Origin of the sequence: Pantoea sp. MBLJ3 (assembly GCF_000816655.1) — a bacterium.
Lineage (GTDB): Bacteria > Pseudomonadota > Gammaproteobacteria > Enterobacterales > Enterobacteriaceae > Pantoea > Pantoea eucalypti.
Genome location: NZ_JSUT01000029.1, coordinates 375,564 through 388,174 on the forward strand (window position 1 = coordinate 375,564; position 12,611 = coordinate 388,174).

Here is a 12,611-nt window from a genome sequence, read left to right on the forward strand (position 1 = left end):
GCAGGCGGGGTATGACCGCGCCCGTCAGTTTCTCTGATGAAGGTGGCTGCCGTTCAGGTTGACAGCAGTGCTGATAACTTCAGGTGCGCTGATAACCTGCGTGGTAGCGTAGTTAACACTGAAAATCAGGTCCCGCCGGTAGACATGCCAGTTTTCTGACCTGTCTGAATCGAATTGCCGGGCATAGAGAAGCTGTGCGGGTGCGCCATCGTTCAGGTCAATGTGACACTGCTCAGAGAGCGCGGCATCAATGGCACTGCCAATGCGCTCTCTGAGGCCGGGCGCGGGTGCCCAGACAGTAATCTGGAAATCTTTTATCTGCCTGCGCAGCTCTTTTACAGCTGTGCCCGCGGTTGTGACGGAAACACTGAGACGTTCCGCCATCAGGATGCAGACACTGCTGAGCACAGTGAATGACTTTGGGAGTGCTGCAGAAAGCTCAGAAATTGCCTGTTCCGTGGTGGTGCCCTTCGGGAAATGGAAGGTAAACGCTTTTCCATTAAGACTTACCTGCACATTAGTCAGGGCAGAAGCCATACCGGCAACACTGATGCTGCTGCCGTTCACTGTAAACTGCAGAGTAGGTTTACCTTTCGCGATGACGCGACAGAGCCTCCCGAGCGCAGTGTTGATTTTACGCTCTGCCGGTAGTGGCCAGACGGAGATGTGCACACCGCCGTTATCGATATCCTGCTGTAGGTCGCCAGGCACGGGCCAGCCGGGGTAGATTTTCACTGCTGCATTGACGATACCGGGTAACCGGCTGCCGCCAGGATACACCACCTCAGCGACCCGCCTGGCCAGAAAACGTGCGACATCATCGAGGCTGGCCATGTTATACCGTCACCTGAAGTGCCGTCAGCCTCCAGCCCATTTCAGTCAGCTCCGTGCCGCTGATAACAAAACGATGCCCGGCCTCATCTGTTATGAAATCCCCAGCATGAAGAGATACGCCACTGAACGCGGGCAGCAGAATGTTATGCCATGCACTTCGGGTCTCGCCCGGTAACTTCAGCGGGCTGTGCTCACCGCCACGATTCAGCAGAACACTCGCTGGCCAGCCGGACATGATGAGCCTCTCATTTGCTACAGTGGTGCCACCGTAATCCTGAAGCCCGGCATCATTACCCGCCTGAGCAGTACGCCGGATACTGACAAGCCGCTCAGCTCTGACGCAGAGGATGGGCTGTAAGAGCGGCATGGCAGCCACATAAAAGGTACCCTCATCTGACACCAGCATATCGCCCGCCCCGAACCCTTCAGCATCAAAGATGCCAATACGGATGGCCTGTCCGAACCGGGCTGCCCGCATGTAACCATAATCGGTAACGAAGGAGGCAGAAATCTGCCGCAGTGGTTGTGCTTCAAGCGGATTGAAAGGTGATGTTGCCCGGTAATGTCGCGCTATAACTCCCAGGCGTTTCGCGGCCTTTCCGTTACCCTGACTGACCTTTGCGGCCAGCTGATGTGCGTCCATGTCAGCACCGGGTCACAGTCGATGTGCCATTGCCCAGCGACGGTCCCGGTGGAATGCCGAGCAGTCCACATAACTGACGCCGCCACTGATTGTAGAGACGCGTACGGTCTGACACCTCTGAGCGATTGCGCTGCCACACGGCCGCCTTATCTGTGTCGAGGTTTTCGGCTGCGTGGGTAATGCCAATTTCAAGACCAGCCAGAGTAATGAGGTAACTCACTACAGTAGCTTCCTCCTCAGCCCGCAGCGTAGTCAGCCGGTGAGCCAGCGTCTGGTACCGGCCAGACGTCACCTGCGCATAGGCCGCATCGGAGCGGTCATCAGGCGACGTGTCACCCAGTAGTGGGTAGCCCATAAAGCGGCGTGCATCGACCAGCTGTTGAGGGGTCAGCATGGATAGCTCCATAGAGAGTGTTATTCCGGGTTCAGATTTTCCCCATCAGTACCGCGGTATGTTCGGGTTTGATGTTCTGGCATCCCCAGGCTGCGGCGATTTCATAGCGCACGCGGCGGTACTGTTTGTACATGGAGACCTCGAAAGACATGTTGGTGCGCGGGTCGGTGATCATAATGCGGTCATCCGCCATATCGCCTTCTTCAGGCAGCGCCGGGGCACGGGTGGCCAGAATGACAGCTGAGCGGCTGAAGGCAAAGTTAGCCGTAAATTTGCTGATAATCTTAACTTCACTGCCTTTCTGAAGCTTCTCACGCAGGCCCGGCGCGAGGATGGTAAAGCCTCCACCGCTCGGAACACTCTCAATGAGATATTTATGATTGCCAGCGACGAGGACATCTCCCGGACTGGCTACCTTTTGAGGCGTTTTAATACTCAGCACGGTTTCGCCCGGCACCAGATCGTTTTCAAGCGTAAGCTTTTCGACTGCTGCACTGTCTGAAGCATGCATCGCTACCCCTGCTGACTCTCGCAGAGTAAAGCCGTGCAGTTCCAGCAGTGTGCCCTGCGCACGAAGTGCCGTGGTTCCGGCTTCGTTTGCTTTGGTCAGCTGCGCCATGGTGCGCAGTGCCGCGCCTGCAGTTGTGTCAATGACACACTGCAGATCGCTGAGTGGTGCGCCGTTGTCGGTGAGGATTTTGCGTAACTGCGCAGTGTCCGTAAGCGTATGTTCAAACGGTACTTTATCCGTTGCCCCTGTAGCTCGTGAGGCACGGCGAAACAGCTGCCCCAGGTCGACTTCGATTTCGTTAACCAGCGTACGCATTGCCTGGGTCACCTGGTCGCGACGAATGCCGCGGTATCCCGGACCCGACTTGATGCCTTTCTGTTGCTCACCTTCCCAGCGGAACGGCACCATGCGGGATTTCGTGATAGCCAGCGGCACATTACCAATGTCCTGGTCACCGTCATCAGGCGGGAGCTGACCGGGTTTGACGTCTTCAGCATCTGATGCAGGCGTAACAGGAATGCGAATGGGCTGATTCAGCGCTGCGCGTTCAGCCGAGGCATCCAGCGTAATGGATGGAATGAAGCCGCACAGTTCACGGGACACGATGTCCAGTGACTCATACAGGTCGGGAATGAGTTGATTAAGGTTGTTAGCCATTCAGGGTTTCCTGTTAATCGGAGATCTGCACCCCTGCCCGTGCCCTGTCACTCTGCTCCTGAGGGCTGAGTGACTCGAACTGTTGTCGGGTAAGCGTGTTAGGTTTTGTGTTGCCATTTCCGCCACCTGAACCGCCGCCTGATGCACCGGTGCCTTTGAGGATCTGGTCTTTATATGGGTAGTGCTCAACGAGAATGCTCAGTGCTTCATCGAAGCCGGCAGATTCACCGGGTTTCACCGCACTGAAGATTTTGTTGCCTTCACGGTCGAATGCTGTGACGGCGTCACCGACCACCTGGAAGTTACTGCCAAAGCGGGCTTCCACAAGGTCTGCGGGGATACTCATCTTTTCGGCGATGAATTTTGAACGGGCGAAGCTGCCGCCAATTTTCTCCGCCGTAAGCTTCTGGCTCAGGTCGTCGCGCTCTTTCACGATCGGCGCATATTTCTCTTCCAGGGCACGCACGGCTTCCGTGCGAACCTTTTCAACTTCACCGGCATCCACCAGCGTTTTGTCTTCCAGGTTCTTCACGGTTTCCAGCGCAGTAAGCGCCGCAGCCGGATCATCAATTCCTTCGAAGGTCTTAAGCAGCATTTCCGCGCTCTCTGCGCGCTCACGGTGTGATTTCGCTTCGCCATTCAGTCGTGAAATGGCCTGCAGTGTGCCGGGGGCATCAAATGCAAATTCTTTGCCGTCATCCTGCACGTATACAGGTTTGCCATCGTTTACGACCACCTGGCCGTTCTCGTCGAGTTTCAGTTTCATAAGGTCATCCAACCGGGTAAGAGCCATCCGGCTCATGGCGCCGCGCTGCATCCGCAGCGGCTGGCAATAAAAAAGGCCCTGCGTATGCACGGGCCTGAAAAAAATTAATCCGGGATTGTTGCCACCGGCCTTTCTGTAGTGGGAGGAGGCATGGCGCGGATGCGCAACTGCTCATCTGCCCAGCGGAGTTCACTGTTAATGAGACCGCGACGCTGTATCTCGTTGAAAAGAGTCTCGTCAGACAGCGCACGCGTTTCATACATGCTGATGAGGAAGTCAGTTGATGCTTCAGCCAGCGTGGTGGCCCCGAAGTCACTAAAGATCATCACGTGACCACCCTCAGCTTCGCCTGTCCATTCGGCCATATATTGCAGTGCCAGACGGGCAGCATCAGTGAGGTCGCACACCATACGCTGCAGGGCACTGGTACTCGCCTCATTGTCGGTCAGTGTCTGAACTACGGTACGGTGGCCGGGTTTAATTACCAGCAGCTCCGCCCCGATTTGACGCATTTTTTCTTCCAGATCGATGATGTCTGTACGACCGGCTTCGATGGCTTTACCACTGTGCTCAACGTAACGCAGGTCTGCTTCATCTTCTTCCGACAGGATGGCCGACGCGGCACCTACCGAGATGGGGCCATCCCCCAGCTTTTTGCCAAACAGAACCGGTACGCGGGCGACATGCAGAATGGTCTGCTGGTCGCTGCGCGACTGCCAGTGTTCGACGTTAAGCCAGGCCAGCTCGGCCAGAGGGGCCCTGCCGTTCATGAACCCGCGCTTGTCGCCATATACCGGAACAAAGGTGATTTTGTTCAGGCTGGTGGTGCCCTCTTCGTGCAGCTGCCATTCAAGGACGCCGCTGGTTTCGTTCAGCTTTTCGCGGTAAATCCGCCAGCGGCCAGGATTCAGCACCCTGACCTGTTCGATGTTTTTCACAACGAATTCATTCAGGGGGTCTCGCTCACTGACTGTCTCAATAAAGCGCAGCATGGTGAACGTTTCCTGCCCGTTCACACGCTCAGAGTCGTAATCCAGCAGACTGTTAGCATTGACCTTAACGAAATAGGGTCGCAGCCCGCGCTGACGCTCTTCGGCCAGGGAAAGTTGTTGATCGGCTGGCGGATGCTCGACCAGAATGCCGCAAAGACCATAGGCCATAGCCTCTTCAAAGATGTCAGCCAGGAATGAATGGAGATTGGTACCCTGCAGGTCCACATCTCCGAACATTTTCAGAATACGTGCAGGGATGTCTTTCTCATCCCATGTCACTGGTCTGGAAAAGGGTTTGCCGCTAAGCACCTCGACCGTTCGGGAAAAGGCCGGGAAAAGCGTGGCCGTTGCCAGCCGGTTTTTATAAAACGCCTCTTCTTCATTGGGCCATTTAGGCAGGTACGTTTTACCCGCCTGCCGCATGACTGACGTGCCGCCCAGCAGTGCGGTGATCATTGGCCAGCATCCGGCCATCGACTCAATTTTCGGCGATCGCTTACGGACGTCGTTGCTCATAAAGATGTTCTGTCAGGCAGTGAATGGTCGGACTGTGGTGCCTTTCGGCTGGAACAGCTCGGTTATGGCCCAGACCAGAGCGTCGAGGCGGTCCGGTGATTTTTTTGCGCTGGCAGGTACGTATTCCAGCAGCTGGTTCTCAAGCTGGTAGAGATTTCCGCGATGTGCCACCCGCCCCTGTTCATACAGCGCTGAAATCGGTTCTGCGCGGGCAAACTTACCTTTACTGGCGTGCACACGAATGATGCGACCGCGGAAGCCGGCATTACGCAGGGTGTCCTCCGCCATGTCACCTCCCTGGTTAGTTTCAATAACAATGGCTTCAGCATGGTGCTCTTCATAGGCTCTGATGGCGCGCTTCGCCCAGCCATTCGGCGAGTACTTACCGGAGTAATCTGCGTCAGCAGAAAACAGCCGGTCATTACCGCGCCCGTAACTGCTAGCCACGACAATACCGGTTTCATCACTCTCTTCGCTGTTGGTCGCCTGCGGGTCAATGGCGACGACCGTCCGCGACGGCTGCAGAGTGATATCCAGCGCGCGTGCACCGGACACCATCGCTTCGGTCCAGAGTGCACCGTCGGCATTAAACCGGCGGGGCCGCTGCATATACTGTGCTTCAGTTGTGCGCCGGTGTGAAAACAGCGAAACACGATGCGACTCGTTGTGCTTGTAGGGCCACAGCCAGCCGTCGGGCAGACCATGTTCAATGGATATTGCGTGCGAGTTTTCCGGATAGAGCGCTGAATACTGTTCGCTGTTATCAATCAGCACCGGCAGGTTAAGGTGATGCCACTGTTCCCCACTGCCACCGCGCAGCAAGTATCCGCTCAGGTCGTGGTAGTGAATGCGCTGCATGATGACCACGATGGGCGTGGTTTCAATGGCAAGTCGGGAGCGAATGGTTTCGTTGAAGCGGGTGTTGACACCTTTGCGTATCGTTTCGCTGTAGGCATCGTCAGGTTTAACCGGATCATCAATTATAAGACTTCCCTGCCAGCCCGGCTCCATGTGTCCGGCACGAAAGCCGGTAACCTGCCCTGCAGCGGATGAGGCATACACCCCGCCGCCGTATTCGGTCCACCACATCGCTTTACTGTCGGCATCATCGCGCAGCGCCATTGGCCACATGGCCTGAAAGGCTGAGGATTTTACAATGCTGCGCGTGGTTGATGAATTCAGTAATGCCAGATTGTGGGAATAGGACAGGTGCATGAAGCGGGCGCGGCGGTTCAGCGCCAGCCCGCGGCCCATCATGTTGATGGTGGCCAGTTCCGTCTTGGTGTAGCCAGGCGGAACATTGATGATGAGTCGCTGGATATCGCCATCAATAACCCGGTCCAGCGTCCGCTGTATCACCTGATGATGAGGCGCGACGATCATTCTGCTACCGGTGCGCTGCTTAAAGAAGTACCGGGTGAAATAGAGTCCGTCCTCTTCACACTCTATACGGCGTGCAGCGTTCTTAAAGTCAGCAGTCGTCATCCTCCAGCATTTCCTGGCGAGCCTGTCGGTATTCCTCGCGTGTGAGTAGCGCAACCTCAAGCGGGCCGCCGTCTTTCCCTGTCAGTGAAGTCGTAGCCTGTTCGCGGAAGGCCTGCACTGAAATGTGTTTGCCAAGCAGCTCGAGGTTTCTGACTTTGTCAGGCCACTTAATCTTCTTGAGGATGCCAACCATCTCTCGATCTTCACCGCGACCTTCAAACATCTCAGCAAGGTCGAATCCGCTAAGGTAGCGACGCCATGAGGCTGGCCACTGCGACACGGGCTTAATGCTCATTTCATCGCTTAAGATGTCGAGCACGTCCATTTCGTCAATTTCAACCAGGCGGCGCAACACATAGTCTGAATTTACCTCTACCCTTTCATTGCGCTCTGATTTAAGGTCAATGATGCGTTGCGCAACATCAGGTTTTGACAGGTTTTCAGATCCAGTTCGGTTTGCAGTCTTTTCACTGTACCCCGCCCTAATGGCCGCTTGCGTGGCGTTCAAATCGATGAGGTACTCGCGACAGAACATTTCTTGTTTGTCGGTGAGTGCCATTTTAATTCCAGGAAATGAATATGTCAGAAGTTACTAAGCGCACCGCCAAGAATGCCGGTGATGCAGGAGAATATTACGTTGCCTATATGCTTTCTCGCCTTGGCATAAGCGCAGCTTTAACAACGAGCGGTTCAAGCAGGGTCGATATCATTGCGACAATCGACGGTTCTAAAAGCATAAGCATTCAGGTAAAAGGCTCTTGGGCTAGATCTTCCCCTAGGCAATGGACTGTTGGCAATCACAGACCAATAGTGTCACCTGACTTGTTTTATGTCTTCTGTAATATGTCTGAGGATATGAACAATACTTCCGTCCCTGTAGTATATGTTGTTCCCAGCTGCGACGTAGATGCTTTATCGACATGGCATCATCAGGTGCCTCTCTTTAAAATATCTAAATCAGACGACGATAATTATCTTAATCGTTGGGACTTTATTCAGCTTGCTCTGGCACGTACTCCATCTTGAGCACGTCATCACGCGCCAGATATACCCAGCCAACATCTTCGCGTGCGATGCCGATGAAGCCGTTAACCACTTCAGGCTGTGAACGGTTCACCAGACCCTCATGAGTCTCACCGGATTTGGTGGTGACTGTGATGCAGTCGGTTTCTGGCATACTGGCTCCAATAAAAAACCCCCATCCGGAGGTTTAATTTTTTTGCTTGCGTCTTAGCTTCAATGTTAGTGCTTTGGCATCAAAATCTATTTGTTCATAGTCTTTAAATAAAGCGATTAAAAAGCCTGCACCTAAAAAACAGACTGCTGCTAATGCAGCAATCTCAATGCCCGTCATTGCAGCAATCGGCATCAAAGCAAAAGATGATAGCCCTCCAGTAGCAGGCATGGCTGCAACTGATACTCCCACCAAAGCAATTGTTGCGGCGCTAGCATGAGCTATCGTTTTGCCTTTCATAACTTTTTTGGCAAGCTCACCTTCAACAATAATCAGGTCAATATTATTTTCTTTCGCCTGCTTAAGTTCGCCTTTTGTCCTTACAACAACTCCCTGCATGCGATTCACCTCCATAATAATTGTTTACATGGTATCGGCGAATTAGCACAAAAGTTGAATAATTTTCGCAATCACACTACTTCAAATACTGCTCTCTGATGTACGGCTGCAAAGCGACTATCTGCTTTCCGGCAACTTCGATTTGCTCTCTGAGGGTGTAATAATCCCGCTGAGCGGCGTTAGTAATCAGGCGCTGGCCGCATCATACGAAGTGGCGGTGCCGGTGCCGCATTGCTTCGCACAGGTGACGTGGAGCTACAGCCGACGCTAGTCGTGAAAAATTACTTTTTGCTGAGCTCAACACTGTCTGTGGTGCAATCCAGCATGCCAAAGTATTCGTCGGTTGCTGACTGACCGCTACGCTGAGTGAAAGGAACCAACCAGATATTGTTCCCGAATGTCATCTGGTCATAGTCGATTAGAATTCCGTTCTTTTCAGCTGCGTCCTGAACGTCAGAGAAATTTTTCCACTCGGCCTGGACTCCGGTTTTAGCCCGAATCACTTTAGCCATGATTGTCTGATTATCATAGTGCCGACACGCTTCAGCCTGGGCAGCATCAACTTTTGAAGGCCTGATTGATACTATTAAAAGAATCATCACAGCCAGTGCGAGCACTGCCAGAACTGTAATTGTGATGGCTAAAATTTTGACTAACCGTTTCATGTGCTCCTCATCCATAAAGCTCAGGATCAGGAGCATACCCGATGAGCCTTGTGCTGATCACGCTGCTTTGCCTTATGACAGCCGGATTACCTTCACTTTTGCCGTTCCCTTTCGATTTGCCGGATGGCGGCCTTATCGCGGTTACACTGTTCAACAACGCTAAGCAGTCGCTCATTTAACTCCAGACTCTCTCCCCAGGTAAGCGGCTCTGGAATAGGCGGCACTTCGCATTCAGCCAGTAGACTTGCCGGTATTGGCACTGGCGGAACCTGAACGTAATTTGTCGATGTGCTCGCGCAGCTGCTCAGCAGCATGATGAGGAACAGGCTCAGAGGCACAGCTGTTACCTTTGACCAGCTTTCGGATAACAACCACCCTGCCTTCGCTTTCTGCATGGCTTGCCTGTTTATCATTCTGGGTTGCCCGGGCAATGTCGTTGAAGAGTTTCGTCGTTTTGAGAACGTTATTCGTGATAGCTTCCGCTGAGGCTTTTTCCCTCTGTAACTGATTTTTCTGCTCGTTCAGACGAGCATTTGACGAGGACTGAAGCTTCACAGTGACACCAAGCCCTGTTGCCAGAACAAGCAATAGCAGGATGACGATGACATCCCACTTAATTCTGCTGAAGGTCATCGCCGTTCTCCGCCAGACATAGTGCACGCTCAGTTTCGCGGCGGTCCATCAGCCCTTTCCACTTCCTGCCCCCGGCAAAGACCCAGCGGCGAAGTTCATTACACGCACCGTTCGTGTCGCCTGCGTTGAGTTTTTTCAGAAGAGAAGAACGGGAAAAAGCGTCAGTACCGGTGTTATAGGCAAAGCTATAGAGCGCGGCCCGCCGGTATTCACTAAGAGAAACGGTAACGAGACTATCAACTTTTTCCTGAACGGGTATAAGGTCAGCACGCAGCAGAGTGTCACATTCCTGATCGGTATAGGTTTTGTTTCTGACGATATCTGTTCCCGTATGACCATCACACACCGTGAGAACGCCTGCCACATCCAGATACGGAACATAACGACGACCTTCCAGACCATCCGGTCCGCCCAGCAGCGTAATCGCCAGAGTCAGGGCACCCGTACCGGCAGCAGCGAGAAGTCTGTTACGCAGCGCAGCGGAGATAGCCATGATTCAGCGCGGCTCGTCCCTGCAGGTGCAGCGCAGCGCCCTGATCTCTGCCAGTGTTGTTTTGCGCCTGTAATACCAGTTGATCATGCAGGTAACGGTCGCAATGCTGATACCGACCAGCACGCCAACAGCACTCCACTCTTCGGGACTGAAGTAGGTAAGGACACCATGGAGTACAGATCCCGCTGATGCAGTATAAGCAACACCGGTTGTGAATTTGCTCATCTTGGTTTGCCGCGGAGAGTATGGAGGAATGAAACCTGTGCTGGAGGGTGGACGGGGTGCAGTGACGGCACATCCGGCCATAAAAAAAGCCCTGACAAAGATGACAGGGCTGAATAAAAATCTCTCGAGGGTCATTTACCCATCGTTGGAGTCAAAATAACACAAAAAATGGAAAAGTAAATAGCGCGCTATAACATCGCTATGTAAATTATCGCTCGCTATTTAGTGATGCGTAATAGCTGTTTTTCCGCCCATGCCTCTTCCCGGTGGAGTTCAGCCACAAGGAACTCAAGCAACTGCTTCACACTCTTGTTCCATGTATCCAGCGTGATAGCGTCCGTGACCTGACACATCGCCCTGAACACAACGGAGGAAGGAATACGTTCAAAACCTCGCCCGGAACACCGCTTACAGGGCTGATAAACAGGCACCCCCTGGAATTGTGTCATCACACGGTTAATGGATTCCCCGCGCCCTTTGCAGTCTTTACATGCCGCACGCACAACTCCCTTCCCGCCACATTTGCTGCAGCACTTTCCGTTCCGCAGGCCTGTGCCGTTACATGCATGACATGGCGCTTCGGTATCCGGGCTGCGCGCATAATCGAGAAAGGCGTAGCCTGCGATGACCGTGATGACGGCCATGCGCTCTTCTTCTGGCAGTTTTGTGAGGGCCGGATAACGTGAAGACACCCTCAGACCGGTTTTAGCCAACAAGCGTACGGCACGACCTTTGTCATGGTGACTGAGCTGCATTTTGCCGAAGAAGGCGGAATAACCGAGGGCGGCACGCTTCTGCATCATACCCAGCGCGGCCATTACATCGCTGCCGGTCATGGCATTAGGCGAACGGGAGGTCTGACGGATGAAGGGCGAAACGGAGCGTGGGCTGTGATACTTAACAACATTTTCAAGTTTCATCGTAGTGACTCTGTGCCAGTAAGAAAGTTACCGGCACTATGAGTAGGTTAAGATTCATTTTTCTGAATTACGGCAGAATCGTTCTGCAGAGTGAAAAATGAATTTCTGAATAAATTTTTCCTTTGGCAGTTCATGCCTGCCCTTCTCTGTCACACGACACCACAATTCAATGAGCGCTTCACCGGTGTGATGTCGGGGGCTGGCCCCTTTCTTCCACCCGATAAGTGTGGAGGCCACCACATCCAGTTCATCCGCGATGTCCTGCAGAGAGTAACCAAAACGGCTCAGGTCTGTGAGTATCCGGAACCAGTCGATTTTATGAATATTAATGACGGGCACGTGACTTCCCCCGGTGATCAAAGCCTGAGTAAATCTTTGAGATTTCTCACGCCAAGTTTGTTGGCGCAGTTTTTCCGGTGCTGATAAAGCGTTCTGGTTTCAATCCCCAGCTTTGAAGAGTGATCACCGGCATCAACACCGTTTAGAAAGCCATCAATAACGGCGAGTTCCCTTTGTGAAATTTTACAGATTTCATTCAGGGATCGCTTCCTGTTCAGATAGTGCTCAAGGACGAAAGAGATGTAGGTGACTGGCATTGATACATTCACGACATATTCCACATCACACACACGTTTCAGAAGGCTCATTTTCCGGCTGTTCAGCACAACATGGCTGTCGGTAAAGACCAGGACATTGCCATTGGTCTTTCGAAGTAACGTGAGAAATGAGCTGAACCAGCACGGAAAAAAATCATCACATCCCAGACACAGAACGGCGAGATGAAAGTATCCAGAATATCTGTTTGGTGTATGTATTCGAAATTGCTGAAAATCTTTGCACGATAATACAGATAAATGTCTTTTGCTGCATTCGGTGTCGATAAGACTGAACAAACCATAATGTAAAATATTATTGTCTCCGATGACGACAACCCGGCAATCTTTGCTTTTCATATCCTGCTTCCGTCTCTTGCAGCTCAGGCCAATGGTAACAAAACCCGCTTTCTGTAACGTGTATTATTACTACTAACATCCGGAAAGACATTCAATGCAATCGTTTGGCTGAACAGAAATGTAACCTGAGCGATCACCGACAACACTATGAATTTGATGGTTTAATATTTAAATAAGACTATTATTAGGACTAACTTTCAGACTCTGGTTAGCACCCATTCCTAACTGAAATAAAAGTCAGGAAGCCGGCAATAAAGCAGGGGTATTCTGTTTTCAATCAGACTAATCTACCCCACTTAATTCAGATAAAACATCACAGAGACAAGTGATAAATTTAATTAACTGAATGCA

19 protein-coding genes are annotated in these 12,611 nt (G+C 52.5%); 2 read left to right on the top strand and 17 right to left on the bottom strand.

Annotated elements, in window-relative coordinates; all coding sequences use genetic code 11:
- Window positions 1-24 precede the first annotated feature (24 nt).
- From NP77_RS20945 to NP77_RS20980, 8 genes are all read right to left on the bottom strand, one after another.
- Window positions 25-834, bottom strand: a complete 810-nt coding sequence (locus NP77_RS20945; RefSeq protein WP_039661538.1) for a hypothetical protein — start codon at window positions 832-834, stop codon at window positions 25-27.
- Window position 835: 1 nt separating this feature from the next.
- A complete protein-coding gene (locus NP77_RS20950) occupies window positions 836-1,477 on the bottom strand; it encodes a hypothetical protein (RefSeq protein WP_039661539.1) in 642 nt (213 codons plus the stop codon).
- Between the two features lies 1 nt (window position 1,478).
- On the bottom strand, window positions 1,479-1,871 hold the full coding sequence (locus tag NP77_RS20955) for a hypothetical protein (RefSeq protein ID WP_039661540.1): 393 nt from the start codon (window positions 1,869-1,871) through the stop codon (window positions 1,479-1,481).
- A gap of 31 nt (window positions 1,872-1,902) precedes the next feature.
- Window positions 1,903-3,039 carry a P22 phage major capsid protein family protein gene (locus NP77_RS20960; RefSeq protein ID WP_039661541.1) on the bottom strand — a complete coding sequence of 379 codons (1,137 nt, stop codon included), beginning with the start codon at window positions 3,037-3,039 and terminating at the stop codon, window positions 1,903-1,905.
- A 13-nt stretch (window positions 3,040-3,052) separates the two neighbouring features.
- A complete protein-coding gene (locus tag NP77_RS20965; protein WP_039661854.1) occupies window positions 3,053-3,805 on the bottom strand; it encodes a DUF6651 domain-containing protein in 753 nt (250 codons plus the stop codon).
- A 104-nt stretch (window positions 3,806-3,909) separates the two neighbouring features.
- Complete coding sequence (locus NP77_RS20970) at window positions 3,910-5,313, bottom strand: DUF4055 domain-containing protein (RefSeq protein WP_231572355.1); 1,404 nt, start codon at window positions 5,311-5,313, stop codon at window positions 3,910-3,912.
- Window positions 5,314-5,325: 12 nt separating this feature from the next.
- The gene (locus NP77_RS20975; protein WP_039661542.1) at window positions 5,326-6,798 is read right to left on the bottom strand and encodes a phage DNA Packaging protein; all 1,473 of its coding nucleotides are present in this window, start codon (window positions 6,796-6,798) and stop codon (window positions 5,326-5,328) included.
- Window positions 6,785-7,357 carry a terminase small subunit gene (locus tag NP77_RS20980; protein ID WP_039661545.1) on the bottom strand — a complete coding sequence of 191 codons (573 nt, stop codon included), beginning with the start codon at window positions 7,355-7,357 and terminating at the stop codon, window positions 6,785-6,787. Before NP77_RS20980 ends, NP77_RS20975 begins: the two co-directional genes overlap by 14 nt.
- A gap of 20 nt (window positions 7,358-7,377) precedes the next feature.
- On the opposite strand from NP77_RS20980, the gene NP77_RS23140 reads away from it, so the two are divergent.
- Entirely contained in the window at window positions 7,378-7,824 is a 447-nt protein-coding gene (locus NP77_RS23140; RefSeq protein ID WP_072040381.1) for a hypothetical protein, read from the top strand.
- On the opposite strand, the gene NP77_RS20985 is transcribed toward NP77_RS23140, so the two are convergent.
- From NP77_RS20985 to NP77_RS20995, 4 genes are all read right to left on the bottom strand, one after another.
- Window positions 7,790-7,975: a hypothetical protein gene (locus NP77_RS20985; protein ID WP_039661547.1), complete on the bottom strand. Its 186-nt coding sequence runs from the start codon at window positions 7,973-7,975 to the stop codon at window positions 7,790-7,792. The genes NP77_RS23140 and NP77_RS20985 overlap by 35 nt on opposite strands.
- Before the next feature lie 33 nt (window positions 7,976-8,008).
- Window positions 8,009-8,371 carry a hypothetical protein gene (locus NP77_RS20990; protein ID WP_039661549.1) on the bottom strand — a complete coding sequence of 121 codons (363 nt, stop codon included), beginning with the start codon at window positions 8,369-8,371 and terminating at the stop codon, window positions 8,009-8,011.
- 76 nt (window positions 8,372-8,447) lie between these two features.
- Window positions 8,448-8,561, bottom strand: coding sequence for a lysis system i-spanin subunit Rz (locus tag NP77_RS23565; protein WP_072040391.1), 114 nt, complete (start codon window positions 8,559-8,561; stop codon window positions 8,448-8,450).
- Between the two features lie 91 nt (window positions 8,562-8,652).
- On the bottom strand, window positions 8,653-9,036 hold the full coding sequence (locus NP77_RS20995; RefSeq protein ID WP_156137316.1) for a hypothetical protein: 384 nt from the start codon (window positions 9,034-9,036) through the stop codon (window positions 8,653-8,655).
- Between the two features lie 41 nt (window positions 9,037-9,077).
- Here NP77_RS20995 and NP77_RS23570 point away from each other — a divergent pair, with 41 nt between their 5' ends.
- On the top strand, window positions 9,078-9,215 hold the full coding sequence (locus NP77_RS23570; protein ID WP_156137317.1) for a hypothetical protein: 138 nt from the start codon (window positions 9,078-9,080) through the stop codon (window positions 9,213-9,215).
- 52 nt (window positions 9,216-9,267) lie between these two features.
- On the opposite strand, the gene NP77_RS23575 is transcribed toward NP77_RS23570, so the two are convergent.
- From NP77_RS23575 to NP77_RS21025, 5 genes are all read right to left on the bottom strand, one after another.
- Window positions 9,268-9,669: a hypothetical protein gene (locus tag NP77_RS23575; protein ID WP_052250683.1), complete on the bottom strand. Its 402-nt coding sequence runs from the start codon at window positions 9,667-9,669 to the stop codon at window positions 9,268-9,270.
- On the bottom strand, window positions 9,650-10,162 hold the full coding sequence (locus tag NP77_RS21005; protein WP_039661553.1) for a lysozyme: 513 nt from the start codon (window positions 10,160-10,162) through the stop codon (window positions 9,650-9,652). The genes NP77_RS23575 and NP77_RS21005 overlap by 20 nt, the downstream gene beginning before the upstream one ends.
- Before the next feature lie 3 nt (window positions 10,163-10,165).
- The gene (locus NP77_RS21010; RefSeq protein ID WP_039661556.1) at window positions 10,166-10,387 is read right to left on the bottom strand and encodes a phage holin; all 222 of its coding nucleotides are present in this window, start codon (window positions 10,385-10,387) and stop codon (window positions 10,166-10,168) included.
- Between the two features lie 218 nt (window positions 10,388-10,605).
- Window positions 10,606-11,307: an antitermination protein gene (locus NP77_RS21015; RefSeq protein ID WP_039661557.1), complete on the bottom strand. Its 702-nt coding sequence runs from the start codon at window positions 11,305-11,307 to the stop codon at window positions 10,606-10,608.
- Between the two features lie 356 nt (window positions 11,308-11,663).
- Window positions 11,664-12,260, bottom strand: coding sequence for a LuxR C-terminal-related transcriptional regulator (locus NP77_RS21025; RefSeq protein WP_039661560.1), 597 nt, complete (start codon window positions 12,258-12,260; stop codon window positions 11,664-11,666).
- Window positions 12,261-12,611: the final 351 nt, after the last annotated feature.